This window comes from Mesorhizobium sp. C432A, from assembly GCF_030323145.1.
Taxonomy (GTDB): domain Bacteria; phylum Pseudomonadota; class Alphaproteobacteria; order Rhizobiales; family Rhizobiaceae; genus Mesorhizobium.
In genome coordinates this window covers 2,063,580-2,079,166 of record NZ_CP100470.1, presented here as the reverse complement: position 1 = coordinate 2,079,166, position 15,587 = coordinate 2,063,580, and the positions used below count along the sequence as shown (strand labels likewise).

The following is a 15,587-nucleotide window of genomic DNA, read 5'->3' as shown; positions in this document are numbered from 1 at the left end:
AGAGCCAACAAATGCCCGCAATACCGCGCAAGGACATATTGAAGAAGTTCAAGGCGATGATCGCCGACGGCGTGCCCATCGTTGGGGGCGGCGCCGGCACTGGCCTGTCGGCCAAGGCCGAGGAAGCCGGCGGCATCGACCTCATCATCATCTACAATTCCGGCCGCTATCGCATGGCCGGGCGCGGCTCGGCTGCGGGCCTGCTCGCCTATGGCAACGCCAACGAGATCGTCAAGGAAATGGCCTATGAGGTGCTGCCGGTGGTCAAAAAGACGCCGGTGCTGGCCGGTGTCAACGGCACCGATCCGTTCGTCATCATGCCGCTGCTGCTTGCCGAGCTGAAGACGATGGGCTTTTCCGGCGTGCAGAATTTCCCGACCATCGGCCTGTTCGATGGCAGCATGCGCCAGAGTTTTGAGGAAACCGGCATGGGCTTCGGGCTGGAGGTCGACATGATCGCCGAGGCGCACAAGCTCGATCTTCTGACCACGCCCTATGTCTTCAACCCCGACGAGGCGCGCGCCATGACAAAAGCCGGCGCCGACATCGTCGTTGCCCATATGGGGGTGACGACCGGCGGCTCGATCGGAGCCACGTCGGCCAAGTCGCTCGACGACTGCGTGGTCGAGATCGACGTCATCGCCAACGCGGCGCGCTCGGTGCGCAAGGATGTCATCCTGCTTTGCCATGGCGGGCCGATCTCGATGCCGGATGATGCCCGCTACATCCTCGACCGCTGCAAGGGCCTGCACGGCTTTTATGGCGCGAGTTCGATGGAACGGCTGCCGGCTGAAGCCGCGATCGCCAGGCAGACGGCGGATTTCAAGGCCGTCATGCTGCACGACCAGAAGAAAAAGAAGGGGATGAGATCATGACCGACAAGAGCAAGGTATTCGTATACCCGAAGGACGTGAGCGCCTTCGGCTTTGACTGGGGCAAGCTGTCGCTGACGGTGGCGCCTGAAGTGAATGGCGCTGAGCGCTTTTCCGGCGGTGTCGTCGACCTGCCCTCAGGCAAGGGACACACGCGCCACAACCATCCCGGCGCGGAAGAGATCATCTTCGTTATTTCGGGCAATGGCGAGCAGATGGTCGAGGACGAGGAGGGCAATCCGGTCGTCGCCAAGGTCGGCCCCGGCTGCACCATCTATGTGCCGGAAAGCCGTTTCCATTCGACGCTGAACACGGGCGATGGGCCGATGCAGCTCTTCGTTGTCTATTCGCCGGCTGGACCCGAACTGGTGCTGCGGGAGCTGCCGGATTTCAGGCTGATCCCGGCGGGGAAGTAATCGCGAAAGGCCCCCTTCATCCGGCCGCTTCGCGGCCACCTTCTCCCCGAGGGGAGAAGAGGCAGAAGCCAGCGCCGGCGCAAACTCCTCTCCCCTCGGGGAGAGGTCGGATAGCCCCGAATTGCCCTTCGCAATTCGGATGGCAATCCGGGTGAGGGGGTAGCGCCGAGCTAGGCTATCCCACCTCTATTCCACCCCCGCGCCCGATCCCCAAACATCACATATCCCGCATCCGTCACCGCCAACGTGTCCTCCAGCTTGATGAACCCCCGCGTCGGGTGAAGCATGGTCGTCTCCACCGACAGCACCATGTTTGTCTCCAGCGGCTTGGCGGCATAGGTGCCTTCATAGGTCACCGGATGGTTGGTCATCAGGAACGGAGCCTCATGCGTGATCAGGCCCATGCCGTGGGCGAAGAAATCCGTGTAGGGCGCGACCTTGGAGGCCTTCAGCACACCCTCGGCATGCGAAATCATGTCGCCGCCGATGGTGCCCGCCCTCACCTTCGAGAACGCCGCCTGCTGCACCGTCTCGACCTCGGCCAATAGATCCTCAAGCTCGGCATCCGGTTCGCCCAGAATGCCCATGCGGCAGAGATCGCCAATATAGCCGTGATAATTGCCGCCGGAATCGATCGACAGCACTTCGCCCTTTTTCCACGCCTGCGGTGACGCCGCGCGGTTGTGGCTGGCGCCCAACGTCAGCAGGCAATATTCGAAATGCGCGCCGCGATTGGTTTCCTCACGCCGCAGCTGCTCGATGATCTCCGCCTTGGTCGTGCCTTCATGCGCCCACCGGATGGTCGCCAACATGGAATCGGTGATCAGCTCGGAGGCGATACGCAGCTTTTCCAGCTCGGCGTCCGTCTTGATGGCGCGCATGCTCTCCAGCATGCCGGTCGCGTCGATCAGCCTGGCATCCGGCAACGCCTTGCGGATCAGCGCATAGGCGTCCGACGGCAGGAAGGCCGGCTCGATGCCGAGGCGGGCGCCGGCCTTGCCGATCTTGCTGATGTGCTCGACCGCAAGATTGGCAGCATCGAGCGTGCCCCAGCAGGCGGCATGCAGCGTCGGCGTCCAGAACGGGCTGTTCTGGTGCTCGGCGCCTTCCATGCGGTTGCCGATATAGGCGGCATGACCGGGCCCGCCCTTTTCATAGAGGACGATAGGCAGGTAACGGCTATGGCCGATCGCATCCATGGCGGCAAAGAAGATGAACTTGTAGCCGCCAAGCAGATACTGCGTGTTGTGCTTGGAGGTCGCGAGCAGAACATCGATGCCGGCCTCTTCCATCAGCCGGTCGACCCTCGCCTGGTCGAACGGGATATTGCTGACGGCGCTCTTGCCCGGGGCAATGTTCATCTTTCTCTCCCTGATATCAGTGGGATCGCCAGCCGTACTGCGTCCAATCCCTTGGCTTCGATCAAATCTGCACCATTTCGTTAACTCTGGTCCAGCCAGAAACAGGTTAGATTGCTTCGGCAGGCTGTCACCACTCGTCATTGCTGCACACTAAGGCAATCTGGTCCTACCGGAATACCAGAATGAAAGGGCCACCTCTAAAACTGGTCCAGAGGACGAAAATTTCAAAGCCAAGCAAAGATGCGCCAATTCCGTCTCTGGCGAAACCCTTGGCAAGGGCCATAATCGCCGCGAGGATGCTGGCGGGTGCCGCTAGCTTCGAGGGGTGCGCCCATCTGGTCGCGGAGAGGACGGAGGTTGATCATGTCGGATATTTCCAGACGCACGCTGCTAGGCGGCTCAGTTTTACTGCTGGCCTCCACCGCCATGCCCACATTCAGCTGGGCGCAGACGCCGAAGAAGGGCGGCCGCCTCGTGCTTGCCGCCGATTCCGAGCCGCGCAACCTCAATCCCGCCATCGTCGCCTCCAACGGCGTCTTCTTCATCTCCAGCAAGATCGTCGAAACGCTGGCCGAAGCCTCGTTCGAAGGCAAGGACGGACTGGAACCCCGTCTTGCGCTCTCCTGGGAAGGTGCCGCCGACGGGCTGTCGGTGACCTTCAAACTGCGCGACGGCGTCAAGTGGCATGACGGCGAGCCGTTCACCTCGGCCGACGTCGCCTTCTCCGCGCTGCAGATCTGGAAGCCGCTGCAAAATCTCGGCCGCACCGTGTTCAAGGATCTGGCCAGCGTCGACATCCCTGACGATCTGACCGCCGTCTTCAAATTCGCCAAGCCAACGCCGTTCCAGCTGATCCGCAACGCGCTGCCGGCGCTGTCAAGCGTGGTGCCGAAGCACATCTACGAGGTCGGCAAGATCGAGGACAACCCGGCCAACAATGCACCCATCGGCACCGGGCCGTTCAAGTTCGGCGAATACAAGGCCGGCCAGTATTACAAGCTGACCAGGAATGCGGATTACTGGGCCAAGGACGAGCCGTATCTCGACGAGATCATCTACCAGGTGCTGCCCGACCGCACGTCGGCTGCAGCGGCGCTCGAGGCCGAAGAGATCCAGCTCGCCGCCTTCTCCGCCGTGCCCCTGGCCGACCTCGACCGCATCTCCAAGGTGCCGGGCCTGAAGGTGATCTCCAAGGGCTATGAGGGGCTGACCTATCAGCTCGTCGTCGAGATCAATCATCGCCGCCAGGAACTGGCCGACGTGAAGGTCCGCCAGGCGATCGCGCATGCCATCGACAAGGACTTCGTCGTCAAGACGGTGTTCCTCGGCTATGCCGCCACCGCCACCGGCCCGGTGCCGAAGAACGATCCGCAATTCTACACTGCCGACGTGCCGATCTATCCATTCGACGTCGCCAAGGCCAACTCCTTGCTCGACGACGCGGGGTACAAGCGCGCCGATGACGGCAAGCGTTTTGCGCTGAAACTCCTGCCGGCACCCTATTTCAACGAGACCAAGCAGTTCGGCGACTATCTGCGCCAGGCGCTGGCGGCAATCGGCATCGACGCCGTGATCGTCAACAACGACTCGGCCGCGCACATCAAGGCCGTCTACACCGACCACGCCTTCGACCTCGCCGTCGGCCCGCCGGTGTTCCGCGGCGACCCGGCGATCTCGACCACCATCCTGGTGCAGAGCGGCATTCCCAACGGCGTGCCGTTCTCCAACCAGGGCGGCTACAAGAACGCCGCGCTCGACGCGCTGATCGCCAAGGCTTCGGAGACGCTGGATACGTCAGCGCGCACCGACCTCTACAAGGAATTCCAGAAACAGGTCGCGGCGGACCTGCCGCTGATCAACGTCGCCGAATGGAGCTTCATCAGCGTCGCGCGCGATACCGTGGGCAACATCGCCAACAACCCGCGATGGGCGGTTTCGAACTGGGCGGACACGTATCTGGAATCGTGACAGTATTTCGCGGATGAAAGTTCGCGAAGAAATTGGTGTGAAGGCATGGCGTAGGGCCGCGTTTCGTCACACCCCCCTCTGTCCTGCCGGACATCTCCCCCGCAAGGGTGGAGATCAGCAGCTTCGCTGTCGCGTACATTCGGCATCGAAGATTGGCGAAGGCAGAGGCGAAATCCAATCTCCCCCCTTGCGGGGGAGATGTCCGGCAGGACAGAGGGGGGTGCCTAGACACCGCACTTCTCCCGACTGGCGCGCCGCCATGCGTCCCCCATGACCCGCGCCTTCACCCTCATCCGCCGTCGCCTCGTCGGCAGCATCTTCGTGCTGCTGATCGTCATCATCGGCACATTCCTCCTCCTGGAAGCCGCCCCCGGTGACGCGGTCGACGCCTACATCGTCTCGACCGGCAGCGACGCCGGCATGATCGAATTGCTGCGTCATAGCTGGGGCCTCGACCAGTCCGAGTTGACCCGGCTCGCGAACTATCTCTGGGCGCTGCTGCATTTCGACCTCGGCCAGTCCGTCACTTTCTCAAGGCCGATCCGCGACGTCATCCTGGAACGCCTGCCGACGACACTGCTCCTGATGGTCACCGCCACCGCGCTCTCCTTCGGGCTCGGCTCGGCGCTCGGCATCTATGCCGGCGCCAGACCCGGCAGCTTTCGCGACCGCTTCCTGTCGATCGGCTCGCTGGCGCTTTATGCCGTGCCGGGTTTCTGGCTTGGCCTGGTGCTGATCGTCGTCTTTGCCGTCGACCTGCGCTGGCTGCCGATCGGCGGCATCGAGAGCCTGGCCTCGGACAAGACCGGTTTTGACCGCGCCATCGACATCGCCGTCCATCTCATCCTGCCGGTTTCCGCGCTCGGCTTCATCTATCTCGCGCTCTATCTGCGCATGATGCGCGCCGGCATGGCCGAGGCGTGGCGGCAGGATTTTGTGCTCGCCGCCCGCGCCAGGGGGTTGTCGCGCCGCCGCATCGTGCTCGCCCATGTCGCCCGCAACGCGCTCTTGCCGCTGGTCACCATGCTCGGCCTGCAATCGGCGCAGATGCTGGGCGGCAGCGTCGTCATCGAAAGCGTCTTTGCCGTGCCCGGCCTCGGCCGGCTGGCGCAGGAAGCGGTCGCCTCGCGCGACACGCCGCTGCTGCTCGGCATCATCCTCACCAGCGCCGTCCTCGTCATTGCCATCAACCTTGCAGTCGACATCGCTTACGCCTTCCTCGATCCGCGCGTCGGTGCCAGCGAGGCCAGCGCGTGAGCGCGCTGCCGCGGTTCCTGCGCCGGCCGGAAGCGGTCGCCGGCGCGATGATCCTGGCGCTTCTGTTCGCCATGGCGCTGTTTGCGTCGCTGCTCTTCCCCGGCGACCCGCAGGCCATTGCCGGACCAGCACTGCTGCCGCCGTTCCAGGACTGGTCGCTGCCGCTCGGCACCGACCGGCTCGGCCGTGACGTGCTGGCCGAACTGTTCCACGGCGCCCGCACCTCGCTGGCGGTCGGCCTGGCGGCGGCAGCGGCGGCACTCTTCATCGGCGCGGTCGTCGGCACGCTGGCCGGCTTTGCCGGCGGCCTTGTCGACGAGGGGCTGATGCGCATCACCGATGCCTTCCAGACCGTGCCGAGTTTTCTCCTGGCGCTGGCCTTCGTCAGCGTCGTCGGGCCGTCGCTCGGCGTCGTCGTCACGGCAATAGCGCTTGGCGCCTGGACCGGGCCGGCGCGTGTAGCGCGCGCCGAAGTGCTGTCGATCCGCGAGCGCGATTACGTCGCCGGCGCCCGCGTCATCGGCATGCACCCGCTTGAGATCGCTTTTCGCGAGGTGTTGCCCAACGCGTTGCCGCCGGTGCTGGCCTTGTCCTCGGTGATCGTGGCGGCCGCGATCCTCACCGAGGCGGCGCTGTCCTTCCTTGGTCTCGGCGACCCCAATCGCGTTACCTGGGGCGGCATGATTGCCGAGGGCCGCACTGTGCTGCGAACCGCGCCCTTTCTGTCGATCGCTCCGGGCATTGCCCTGGTGCTGACCGTGCTCGGCGTCTATCTCGCCGGCGAAGGCGTGGTCGAAACGACGGCGGTGCGGAGGAGCCTGTCATGACCGCACTGGCTGAGGTACGCGACCTGTCGGTGCGCTATCGGCGGGACGGGGGCGAAGTGACGGCACTGAAGGGGGTCAGCCTGGATGTTATTGCCGGCGAGCGGCTGGCGATTATCGGCGAAAGCGGGTCGGGGAAGAGCACGCTGGCGCTGGCGGTGGCTGGACTGCTGCCGGCGAGCGCCAAGATTGAAGGGCATTTCAAGTGGCAATTTCAGGCGCCGCGATCCTTCCCACCCCCCTCTGTCCTGCCGGACATCTCCCCGCAAGGGGGGAGATCAGCAGCTTTGCCGACGGCTTCCCTTCTGCAACGTTCGTGGTTGGCGAAGGCGGAGATGAGAGAGCAATCTCCCCCCTTGCCGGGGAGATGTCCGGCAGGACAGAGGGGGGTGTGACGGAACGCCGACCTCTCAAATTAACCGAACCCAGTACGCTCCCCCTTCCCGGTCGCGACATTGGTTTCGTCTTCCAGGACCCCTCCGCCAGCCTCGACCCCGTCATGACCGTCGGCAAACAGATCGCCGAAGTCGCCCGCACCCACCTCGGCCTCGACTGGCCACAAGCTTACGCCAAAGCCAAAACCCTGCTCCAGCGTGTCCGGCTGCCCGACCCACAAACCGCCATGCGTGCTTTCCCGCACCAGCTCTCCGGCGGCCAGAAGCAGCGCGTTGCTGTTGCCGCGGCCATTGCAGCCGGTCCGAAACTGCTGATCGCCGATGAGGCGACCAGCGCGCTGGACACCATTGTGCAAGCCGAAATCGTCAGCCTCATTCGGCAACTGGTGGCGGAGGACGGCATGACGCTGCTGTTCATCAGCCACGACATCGCGCTGGCCGCCGAACTCGCAGAGCGTATCGCTGTATTCCGGAACGCCGAACTGATCGAACTCGGCCCGACGGAGCAAATCATAAACGCCCCGCGCCATGCCTATACGCGAACGCTGCTCAACGCCCATCTCGGCCTCGACGCCGATCCGCTGCTACGACGGGCGCCGGCATGAACTTGCTCACCGTCTCCGGTCTTACCAAGCGATACCGTCGTGGCGGCAAGGCCATCGCGGCCGTCGACGGTGTCTCCTTCGCCATCGAACCCGGCGAGACGCTGGCGCTGGCCGGGCCCTCCGGCAGCGGCAAGTCGACGATCGCGCGGCTGGTGCTTAGGTTGATCGAGCCCGACGCCGGCACCGTCCAATTCGAAGGCGATGACTTTCTGCTCTTGAAGGGTGCGGCCCTGCGCACCAAGCGCGCGCGCCTGCAAATGGTGTTCCAGGATCCGCTCGCCGCGTTCAACCCGCGCGCCACGGTGGCTCGCGTGCTTGACGATCCCTTGCGCATCCATGCCATCGCTTCCCGCGCCGAGAGGCCGGCCCGCATTGCTGCCTTGCTGGATCGCGTCGGGCTGGCAGCCGATCTCGCCCCGCGCGCCATTCACGAAATCTCCGGCGGCCAGCGCCAGCGCGTCGCCATCGCCCGAGCCATCGCGACCAAACCGTCGCTGATCGTGCTCGACGAGGCGGTGTCGGCGCTCGACGTTTCGGTCCGCGGACAGATCCTTGAGTTGCTGCTCGACCTGCAAGCCAGGGAACGGATCGCCTATCTCTTCATTTCGCATGATCTCGGCGTCGTACGGGCCATCGCCCACCGCGTCGTTCTTCTCAACGCCGGGCGGATCGCCGAGAGCGGCGACCCCCGCAACGTAGTCGACGCGCCGCAATCGGCAATCGGCAAGGCGCTGGTTGCGGCGGCGCCAAGATTGGACAGAAGCAGCAGGCAAGTACCATGACCGAACCAGAAGCCAGAGCCGAAAAACTCTCGCGCGAACTCGATTCCGCCTTCCGCAACCGCGCCGATCTCTACCGTCTGTTTCTCGACGAGCTGACCGGCGAACTCGGCGCGGAAAAGGCCGAGGCGATCATGATCCGCACCATCGAGCAGCGCGGCAAGGAGGTGGCGGCGGCCGCCTTCGCCCGTTTCGGACCTAACGACGCGCCGGCCATCGGCGAGGCATTTTTGGCCGTCAGCCCGGATGGCGGCCTGATGTATCCGACCGATGTCGAGCGCGGGCCGGACCACATCGCCTTCAAGGTGAAGCGTTGTCCGCTGAAGGACGCCTGGGTCGAGGCCGGTGTCGGTGATGAAAAACTCGCCACGCTCTGCCGCATCGCCGGCGCTTTCGACCGTGGTCTGTTCGAGGCAACGGGCGTGCGCTTCGACAATGTCACCTGGACGCCGGGCCACGGCCCCGGCTGCTGCCACATCGCGCTGACCAACAGGGATGCCGCCGGATAGCCAATGCTGATCAGTCGGCGGCAAACACATGCAGCTCCGTGCCCGCCTGTTCGGCAGCAGTGCGCAGATCGGCCTTCGGTTCGCTGTCGGTGACGATATCGGCAATGTCATCGAGCCCGCAGATGCGTTCCAGACTGCTGCGGCCAAACTTGTCGTGGGTCACCACCAGCACCGTCGACAGTGAACGCGATATCATTGCGCGTTTAACGGCTGCGGCGCCCGAGATCATGTCGCTCGGACCATCGGCGCTTATCCCCGATGCCCCGATAATGGCGACGTCGGCATTGTAGCGGCGCAGGAACTCGACGGTGTCTTCGCCAAGCACGCTGCCTTCGCGGCTGTCATAGGTCCCGGGGCAAAGCAGCACGCGGAAGGTCGGATTGGCGCCGGCCACCGAGGCCACGCCGGTGGAATTGGTGATGATGGTCAGGTCGCGCTTCAGCTGCGAAAGGTTGCGCGCCACCTCATAAGTGGTCGAACCGCCATCGATCATCACGATCTGGCCCTTCTGGACCAGGCCCGCTGCGCCGCGGCCGATGCGGGCGCGCTCCTCGACCAGGGTCAGGCCGCGCTCCGAAATCACCGGCTCTGATGTCACCAGCGAGATCGTCGCACCGCCATAAGTGCGGTTGATCAGCCCGGCATCGCCGAGTTCGATGAGATCGCGGCGGATGGTCTCGCCGGCGACGCCGATGCGCCGTGCAAGTTTGGAGATGCGGATGGACGCCGACCGGCGCACTTCCGAAAGGATAAGCGCGTGCCGCTCCTTCTTCGTCAGTCGGCCCTGATCCATGATTATTCCATTCCCTTTGCAGCAATCAGTGCGTCGGCAAGCTCGGCAAACCCTTGCGCGCCGCGCCCGCTTGTGACGAAGGCAGGAGATGCCGGAAGTTCGCCGGCGAAGTCCAGCACATTAGCGACACCGACGCTGTTGGGGAAGAAGCCGAACATTGGCGCATCGTTTGGACTATCGCCGACGAAGACAATGCTGTCCTTGTCGTGGTCTATGTCTATACCAAAACAGTCGCGCAAGAATAGCCGGCTTGTTGACAGTTTGTCGTATTTGCCGAACCAGCCATTGACATGGATGGACGAGATTTTCGCCGCCGCTCCATAGCGCTGAAAGATAGCGACGATCTTCAGCACTTCAGATTTGGGCAGCGGCGCGACATCCTCGCGAAAATCGATCGCCAAATCGGCTTCGCGATAGGCCTGGTCAGCGGCGACCGCCGCACCCGGAATTTCCGCGAGCACGGCGCGTTCGATCTCGCGCAGGCGCGCCGCGTCAGCCTGCCTTTCCCCGGCACTCCTGGCATAGTGACGAACGATGCGCTTGGCAGTGCCGTCATAGCGGAAATAGAAAGCGCCGTTCTCGCCGATCACGCCATCGACCGGCCATTGCCGCGCGATCAGGTCGCACCAGCCGGCAGGGCGGCCGGTGACCGGCGCGACAAGGAAGCCGGCCTGCTTCAGCCGCTCGAGCGCCGCATAGGCTTTTGCCGGCAGCCGTCCCTTGTCGGTCAAGGTGTCGTCGATATCGGTCAGAACGACGGCGATGTTGCGCCGGTCTAGCGCGGTGAAGTCGGCAAGCGGACGCAGCACCCGCTCAGGCTCCCGCCGCAACCGTTTCGAGCGAGGCAGCCGCGACGTCGAGCATGGTGAACCTTTCGCGGATCAGCCGGGCATTGGCGACCGCCTCGTCGTAGAAGCCAGCCGGTATGGCAACCTCCTGCGGCGTGGTCGGCGCGCCGGCGGCGCGCAGTGCTGCCGCGATCTCGCGCGCCGGGCGTGCCACCCGCACCAGCCTTTCACGATGCGAGCGCCATTGCTTGGCCAGCATGGTGTTGATGGCGTTTGCCCGTTCGCGGTCCAGCAGCTTGGGCTTGAATGCCGCCCAGCAGGAACGTCCGAGCGTTTCGCCGAAGATCTCGATGAAGCGTTCTGGCGTATCCGCGGACGGCGCGAGCTGCAGCTCCGGCAGTGCCAGCACGCGCTCCTGCAGCCGCGCCATCGTCAACGTCGTCACCGCTACGTGTTCGCCGTGATGCGCCTCAGGCAATCCCTGGCCCCGCATGTCGATATAGTGGGCGATCAGATGTTCGCCCTGGCTGGCCGGATAAGAGCCGCCGCACAGTGTCATGCCGAGACCGGACATGACCAGCGTGCGCACCAGCACTTCCATCGCCTCAAGGTCGCCGGTCCCGAGTTCGCCGGCCTTGGCGATGAGCGCCTTCTCGTCCTCGGCCAGAAGCATGAACGGCGCCTGCCTGTAGGGCGTGCCGAGCAATAGATGCGCCATCAGCCAATCGGTCTGCGCGGTCGGCCGCGCCATCGAATCGCCGAAGCCGGCAGCGATCAGCCGGTGCGGCGCCCGCGCCATGACATCGAGATCGAGGAAGACGCCGACCGGCAGGCTGGCAGTCAGCGATTTCTTCAGGCCGTCCTCGGTGATTGCCGCCGACACCGAGGTGTAGCCGTTCATCGATGGCGCGGTGCCGAACACCGCATAAGGTTTTTGGGTGAGATGGGCAGCATATTTGGTGATGTCATTGATCGAGCCAGATCCGACCGCGACCAGGCCGCTGGCGTCTTTCGTGCGTGCGATCACCGATCGCACCGCGTCCATGTCCGGATGCGGATGGCGCGGCAGGATGATCTTGTCGACATCGCTGCTGCCACGCAGTCCGATCGACACCCTCTCACCCAGCGCCAGCCTTGTGTCGGGATCCATGACCACGGCGAGCTTGCGGCCGAGCGGCAGCGGCTTGACCAGCGCATCGGCCTCGTCGCCGAGACCGCGCCCTATGACGATGGTCTTCAGCGGCACCGACAGCATTCCCTGGCTGTCCGGGTCAGGCAGCGTGCCGGCAATAAGGCGATCGAGCATTTGTCTGGACATAGGATGCAGTCCGGTCAATCAGCATGAAGCGGGGTCAGGGCATCGAACAAGGTGCGATACCGGCGGTAACTTCTGTCGTAGGCGGCCTTGGCGGAAGGATCAGGGTCGATCGTCTCGATGTGGCCGGCCAGCCTTTCAGCCGCCTGCTGCACTGAGGAGGTAAGGCCGATGGCTGCGGCGGCAAGGATTGCCGCACCGATCGGCGAGGCATCGGCCGCACCCGCGATCTCGACCGGCCTGCCGCTGACATCGGCACGGATTTGCGCCCATACCCGGCTGCGCGCGCCACCGCCTGAGAGCCGGATGCGATCCGTCGCGATATCGAGATCGTCCAGCCGGTCGACCACGTCGCGCATGGCAAAGGCACAGCCCTCCAGCACGGCACGGGCACAAGCGGCTTTGCCGTGGAAGGATGTCAGGCCGTAGAAAGCGGCACGCGCTTCGGCGATCCAGCGCGGCGCCATGGCACCGGACAACGCGGGCAAGAACAGCAAATCGTCGCTGCCGGCAACCACCGTCGCCGCCAGTTCCGACATCGCCGCCGGCGAATCGACGCCGAAGGTTGTTAGAAACCACGTCACCGCGCCGCCCGAGAGCCATCCGGGATTGGAGATGAAATAGCCGTCGCCGAGAAAGCCATGGGTCTCGACCAGGCCGCCGGGGTCGAGGCGAAGCGTGCCGGACACCGCGCCGACCACTTCGGCCGTGCCGAGATTGCAGGCGACGACACCGGGCACGACAACCCCGGCGCCTATGGCGGCCGAAAAATCATCGCCGGTGCCGACCGCCAGCGGCGTGCCCACAGGAAGACCGGTGAGCTCGGCGCCGGCGTGGGTCAAGGCGCCGGCGATCTCAGATGCATCGTCGATGCCGGGCAATTTATGTGCATCGATGTCGAAGGCCGCCAGCAGATCGCCGGCATAATTGTGCTCCTTCAGCCCATAGAGCATGGTCGTCGAGGCCAGCGCGTGATCGATGACGGCACGACCGCACAACGCTGCGACCACGAATGATACCGGTTGATGCCAGAGCGCCACTCGGCGCGCTTCGGGCAGGTTGCGCGCGGCCCAGCGGATTTTCGCCGCCATATGGGTGGCGTCCAGAACGAGACCGGTGCGCTCACGGATGAAGTCCGGGTCGATGCCGGCGATCTCTCCTGCCGCCCGCCGGTCCATCCAGATGATGCACGGAGCCAGCGCCTCACCATTGCGATCGACCGCGACGCAGCCGTCGAGCTGGCCGGCAATGGCAATACCCTTGATGTCGGACGGCGCAAGCCCAGCCTTGTCGAGCGCGCCGGCAATGGCCGGCTTGAGCGCCGCCAGCCACAGCGCCGGGTTCTGTTCGGCCCAGCCGGGCGCCGGGAAGGCCGGCTGGTACAACACAGCGGCCTCGCCACGCAGCCGCAATTCGTCATCGACAACGATCGCCTTTAGGCTTTGTGTGCCGAGATCGATGCCGATGACTGGCATTAGACACGCTCGCAATCCGCGAGGACATCCCGCAGTTGCGAGAGGATAGAACCTTTCGTCGGCGAATAGGAGCCATCGAAAACCGCTGTGCCAATGGTAAAAGCGTTGGCGCCGGCCAGCTTGATTGCCTTGATCCGATCGGCTGATGCCACAGCGCCGGCGACGATCAGATGCCGCGACGGACCAAGCCCGCGCCGGGCTGCGCGCACCAGTTCGGCCGGGTCGGCCTCGGTGGCGCGATAGGCGAGGATGTCGCATCCCGCACAACCCTTCTCGGCGAAGGCCCGGCAGTCGGCCTCGACATCCTCGGCCGAACCGCCGAGCTTGGTCGGATGGCCGACCGGCCGCCCGGGAAAAGGGTAGTATTCGGTGCCGCTCCCCTCCAGCAACGCCATGATCTCGTCGACCTGGGTACCACCGAGCAGGCGCTGGATGCCGAGATCCCTGGCGATGCGCGCGGAATTAAGGCAGGCCTCAGCCGTCGTCGAGACAACTTCCATGTAAGTGGTGGCGCCTGTCCGGCCAATGGCGACAGCGAGCTTGCGCAGCACATCCGGCGCGACGCCAATATCCTTGAAGCCGACATGCTTCAGGCCGACCGGCTCAATCAAATCGACCAGGTCGAGACAGTCCTCGACCGTGCGATCGTTGCGCGTCAGCATGAAGATGAAGTCCATCCGAAAGGTCCCTCGCCTGGTCGGGAAAGCCGGTTTGCTGCCGGTCTGTTAACACCTCCCAACCATTTGTTGCAAGGTGCCACATTTTGATTTGCAGTACCACACATTTTATGACAAAACGGGCGCCGGCCCGCCAGGCACGACTTCTAGGGAGAGGGAAGAATGCTCAAGCCGCTGAGACGTACCGCGTCCAGACTGCTCGTCGCAGTCGTATTTGTGTGGCCCCTGACGTGGCAAGTGACACAAGCGGACGCGTGGGATCTGAAAGAGGCGTCGAAACCCTATAGCGGCCAGACCATCCGCATGGTCGGCGAGGCGCTGCCGCCGCTCGAAGCGCTGAAGAAGATGGCGCCGGAGTTTGAAAAACAGACCGGCATCCATGTCGAAGTCGAGATGTACGAGCACTCGGAAGCCGTCAACAAGGTGCAGCTCGATCTCAACTCGCACCGCGGCCGCTACGACGTCATCATCCAGCCGCATCGCGAACTCGGCAAGTTCGCCACCAACAACCATCTGGTCGAAATCGCCAAGATGATGGCCGACCCGGCTTTGCGCGATCCGAGCTTCGAGCCGGAGAAGCAGCTCTACCAGACCGCCTGGCACGAAATCTCCTGGTATGACGGCAAGGAGTACGGCTTCCCCTTCACAGTGCTCAACATGTTCATGTGGTATCGCTCGGACCTGCTCGCCGATCCCAAGGAGCAGGCAGGCTTCAAGGCCAAGTATGGCTACGGCCTCGCTCCCGCCAAGGACTGGAAGCAATACCGCGATATCGCCGAATGGTTCTATCGCCCCGACCAGGGTTTTTACGGCACCGCCCTGCAGGGCAAGCGCCATGAGGCACTGTGGTATGAGTGGCTCAATTTCCTTTATTCCTTCGGCGGCGACGTGCTCGACGTGAAGAGCGGCTCGGCCTGCGGCCCGGTCATCGTCAACAGCCCCAAGGCCGTCGCCTCGCTCGAATATTACAAGAGCCTGCTGCAATTCTCGCCGCCGGACAGCCTCAACTATTTCTGGGATGATGTCATGGCGCTGATGCAGCAAGCCAAGGTCGCCGAGCTGATCATGTGGAACGACGCAACCTATGCCGTGTCGGTCGACACCACGGCCTCCACCGTGGTCGGCAAGGTTGGCTTCGATCTCGTGCCGCAAGGCGACGGCGGGAAGATCGGCCAGGTCGAGGGCTGGACCTATCTCATCCCGGTCTATTCGAAGAACCAGCAGGCCGCCTTCCTCTTCGTCCAGTGGATGATGGGCTATGACCGCCAGCTCGAACAGCATCTCAATGGCGGCGCTTCAGGTCGGCCGGATGTCTATGCCTCCGCCGAGGTGCAGAAGCTGCCCTATGCCAAGGCTTCGATGGAGGCCAACGAGCATGCGGTGCCGAAGGCGACGCTGCCGCAATCGGCCGAGATGACCGACATACTAGTGCGCGAACTGTCATCCTACCTCGCCGGCGAAAAGGAGGCGCAGGCCGCCCTCGACACCGCCGCCACCGACATCTCGACACTGCTCGGTTCTTGCGCACCCATGACCTATCCGGCACGATAGGC

At 64.1% G+C, this 15,587-nt stretch carries 16 protein-coding genes; 10 read left to right on the top strand and 6 right to left on the bottom strand.

Going from position 1 to position 15,587, the window contains the following annotated elements; translation table 11 throughout:
* Positions 1-11: 11 nt before the first annotated feature.
* Both NLY33_RS09970 and NLY33_RS09965 read left to right on the top strand, forming a co-directional pair.
* The gene (locus tag NLY33_RS09970; RefSeq protein WP_023704250.1) at positions 12-875 is read left to right on the top strand and encodes a phosphoenolpyruvate hydrolase family protein; all 864 of its coding nucleotides are present in this window, start codon (positions 12-14) and stop codon (positions 873-875) included.
* Positions 872-1,288, top strand: coding sequence for a cupin domain-containing protein (locus NLY33_RS09965; RefSeq protein WP_023669853.1), 417 nt, complete (start codon positions 872-874; stop codon positions 1,286-1,288). Before NLY33_RS09970 ends, NLY33_RS09965 begins: the two co-directional genes overlap by 4 nt.
* Positions 1,289-1,458: 170 nt before the next feature.
* Here the strand turns inward: NLY33_RS09965 and NLY33_RS09960 are convergent, their stop codons facing one another.
* Entirely contained in the window at positions 1,459-2,649 is a 1,191-nt protein-coding gene (locus NLY33_RS09960) for a M24 family metallopeptidase (protein WP_023704251.1), read from the bottom strand.
* Positions 2,650-3,012: 363 nt separating this feature from the next.
* Between NLY33_RS09960 and NLY33_RS09955 the strand changes: the two genes are divergently transcribed.
* The 7 genes from NLY33_RS09955 (at position 3,013) to NLY33_RS09930 (ending at position 8,986) form a co-directional block, all read left to right on the top strand.
* On the top strand, positions 3,013-4,617 hold the full coding sequence (locus NLY33_RS09955) for an ABC transporter substrate-binding protein (protein ID WP_023704252.1): 1,605 nt from the start codon (positions 3,013-3,015) through the stop codon (positions 4,615-4,617).
* A gap of 270 nt (positions 4,618-4,887) precedes the next feature.
* A complete protein-coding gene (locus NLY33_RS09950) occupies positions 4,888-5,874 on the top strand; it encodes an ABC transporter permease (protein ID WP_023704253.1) in 987 nt (328 codons plus the stop codon).
* Positions 5,871-6,701: an ABC transporter permease gene (locus NLY33_RS09945; protein ID WP_023704254.1), complete on the top strand. Its 831-nt coding sequence runs from the start codon at positions 5,871-5,873 to the stop codon at positions 6,699-6,701. The genes NLY33_RS09950 and NLY33_RS09945 overlap by 4 nt, the downstream gene beginning before the upstream one ends.
* The gene (locus NLY33_RS29655) at positions 6,698-7,093 is read left to right on the top strand and encodes an ATP-binding cassette domain-containing protein (protein WP_502882068.1); all 396 of its coding nucleotides are present in this window, start codon (positions 6,698-6,700) and stop codon (positions 7,091-7,093) included. The genes NLY33_RS09945 and NLY33_RS29655 overlap by 4 nt, the downstream gene beginning before the upstream one ends.
* A complete protein-coding gene (locus NLY33_RS29650) occupies positions 7,090-7,698 on the top strand; it encodes an ATP-binding cassette domain-containing protein (protein ID WP_502882067.1) in 609 nt (202 codons plus the stop codon). The genes NLY33_RS29655 and NLY33_RS29650 overlap by 4 nt, the downstream gene beginning before the upstream one ends.
* Positions 7,695-8,480 (top strand): ATP-binding cassette domain-containing protein, encoded by a 786-nt coding sequence (locus NLY33_RS09935; RefSeq protein WP_023704256.1) that lies wholly within the window; start codon positions 7,695-7,697, stop codon positions 8,478-8,480. Before NLY33_RS29650 ends, NLY33_RS09935 begins: the two co-directional genes overlap by 4 nt.
* Entirely contained in the window at positions 8,477-8,986 is a 510-nt protein-coding gene (locus tag NLY33_RS09930; protein ID WP_023704257.1) for an L-2-amino-thiazoline-4-carboxylic acid hydrolase, read from the top strand. The genes NLY33_RS09935 and NLY33_RS09930 overlap by 4 nt, the downstream gene beginning before the upstream one ends.
* 10 nt (positions 8,987-8,996) lie before the next feature.
* Here the strand turns inward: NLY33_RS09930 and NLY33_RS09925 are convergent, their stop codons facing one another.
* Genes NLY33_RS09925 through NLY33_RS09905 form a run of 5 tightly spaced genes read right to left on the bottom strand, consistent with a single transcriptional unit; the run spans position 8,997 to position 14,034 of the window.
* Positions 8,997-9,779: a DeoR/GlpR family DNA-binding transcription regulator gene (locus tag NLY33_RS09925; protein ID WP_023686645.1), complete on the bottom strand. Its 783-nt coding sequence runs from the start codon at positions 9,777-9,779 to the stop codon at positions 8,997-8,999.
* 2 nt (positions 9,780-9,781) lie between these two features.
* Positions 9,782-10,585 (bottom strand): HAD-IIB family hydrolase, encoded by an 804-nt coding sequence (locus tag NLY33_RS09920; RefSeq protein WP_023692036.1) that lies wholly within the window; start codon positions 10,583-10,585, stop codon positions 9,782-9,784.
* Between the two features lie 7 nt (positions 10,586-10,592).
* Positions 10,593-11,885 carry an iron-containing alcohol dehydrogenase gene (locus NLY33_RS09915; RefSeq protein WP_084565728.1) on the bottom strand — a complete coding sequence of 431 codons (1,293 nt, stop codon included), beginning with the start codon at positions 11,883-11,885 and terminating at the stop codon, positions 10,593-10,595.
* A gap of 14 nt (positions 11,886-11,899) precedes the next feature.
* Positions 11,900-13,357: a xylulokinase gene (locus NLY33_RS09910; RefSeq protein ID WP_023704259.1), complete on the bottom strand. Its 1,458-nt coding sequence runs from the start codon at positions 13,355-13,357 to the stop codon at positions 11,900-11,902.
* A complete protein-coding gene (locus tag NLY33_RS09905) occupies positions 13,357-14,034 on the bottom strand; it encodes a beta/alpha barrel domain-containing protein (RefSeq protein WP_023672934.1) in 678 nt (225 codons plus the stop codon). The genes NLY33_RS09910 and NLY33_RS09905 overlap by 1 nt, the downstream gene beginning before the upstream one ends.
* Positions 14,035-14,271: 237 nt before the next feature.
* Between NLY33_RS09905 and NLY33_RS09900 the strand changes: the two genes are divergently transcribed.
* Positions 14,272-15,585 carry an ABC transporter substrate-binding protein gene (locus NLY33_RS09900; protein WP_023672935.1) on the top strand — a complete coding sequence of 438 codons (1,314 nt, stop codon included), beginning with the start codon at positions 14,272-14,274 and terminating at the stop codon, positions 15,583-15,585.
* Positions 15,586-15,587: the final 2 nt, after the last annotated feature.

Coding starts and splice junctions, on each gene's coding strand:
- NLY33_RS09970 (WP_023704250.1), top strand. CDS start 12: ATGCCCGCAATACCGCGCAAGGACATATTGAAGAAGTTCAAGGCGATG.
- NLY33_RS09965 (WP_023669853.1), top strand. CDS start 872: ATGACCGACAAGAGCAAGGTATTCGTATACCCGAAGGACGTGAGCGCC.
- NLY33_RS09960 (WP_023704251.1), bottom strand. CDS start 2,649: ATGAACATTGCCCCGGGCAAGAGCGCCGTCAGCAATATCCCGTTCGAC.
- NLY33_RS09955 (WP_023704252.1), top strand. CDS start 3,013: ATGTCGGATATTTCCAGACGCACGCTGCTAGGCGGCTCAGTTTTACTG.
- NLY33_RS09950 (WP_023704253.1), top strand. CDS start 4,888: ATGACCCGCGCCTTCACCCTCATCCGCCGTCGCCTCGTCGGCAGCATC.
- NLY33_RS29655 (WP_502882068.1), top strand. CDS start 6,698: ATGACCGCACTGGCTGAGGTACGCGACCTGTCGGTGCGCTATCGGCGG.
- NLY33_RS09935 (WP_023704256.1), top strand. CDS start 7,695: ATGAACTTGCTCACCGTCTCCGGTCTTACCAAGCGATACCGTCGTGGC.
- NLY33_RS09930 (WP_023704257.1), top strand. CDS start 8,477: ATGACCGAACCAGAAGCCAGAGCCGAAAAACTCTCGCGCGAACTCGAT.
- NLY33_RS09925 (WP_023686645.1), bottom strand. CDS start 9,779: ATGGATCAGGGCCGACTGACGAAGAAGGAGCGGCACGCGCTTATCCTT.
- NLY33_RS09915 (WP_084565728.1), bottom strand. CDS start 11,885: ATGTCCAGACAAATGCTCGATCGCCTTATTGCCGGCACGCTGCCTGAC.
- NLY33_RS09910 (WP_023704259.1), bottom strand. CDS start 13,357: ATGCCAGTCATCGGCATCGATCTCGGCACACAAAGCCTAAAGGCGATC.
- NLY33_RS09905 (WP_023672934.1), bottom strand. CDS start 14,034: ATGGACTTCATCTTCATGCTGACGCGCAACGATCGCACGGTCGAGGAC.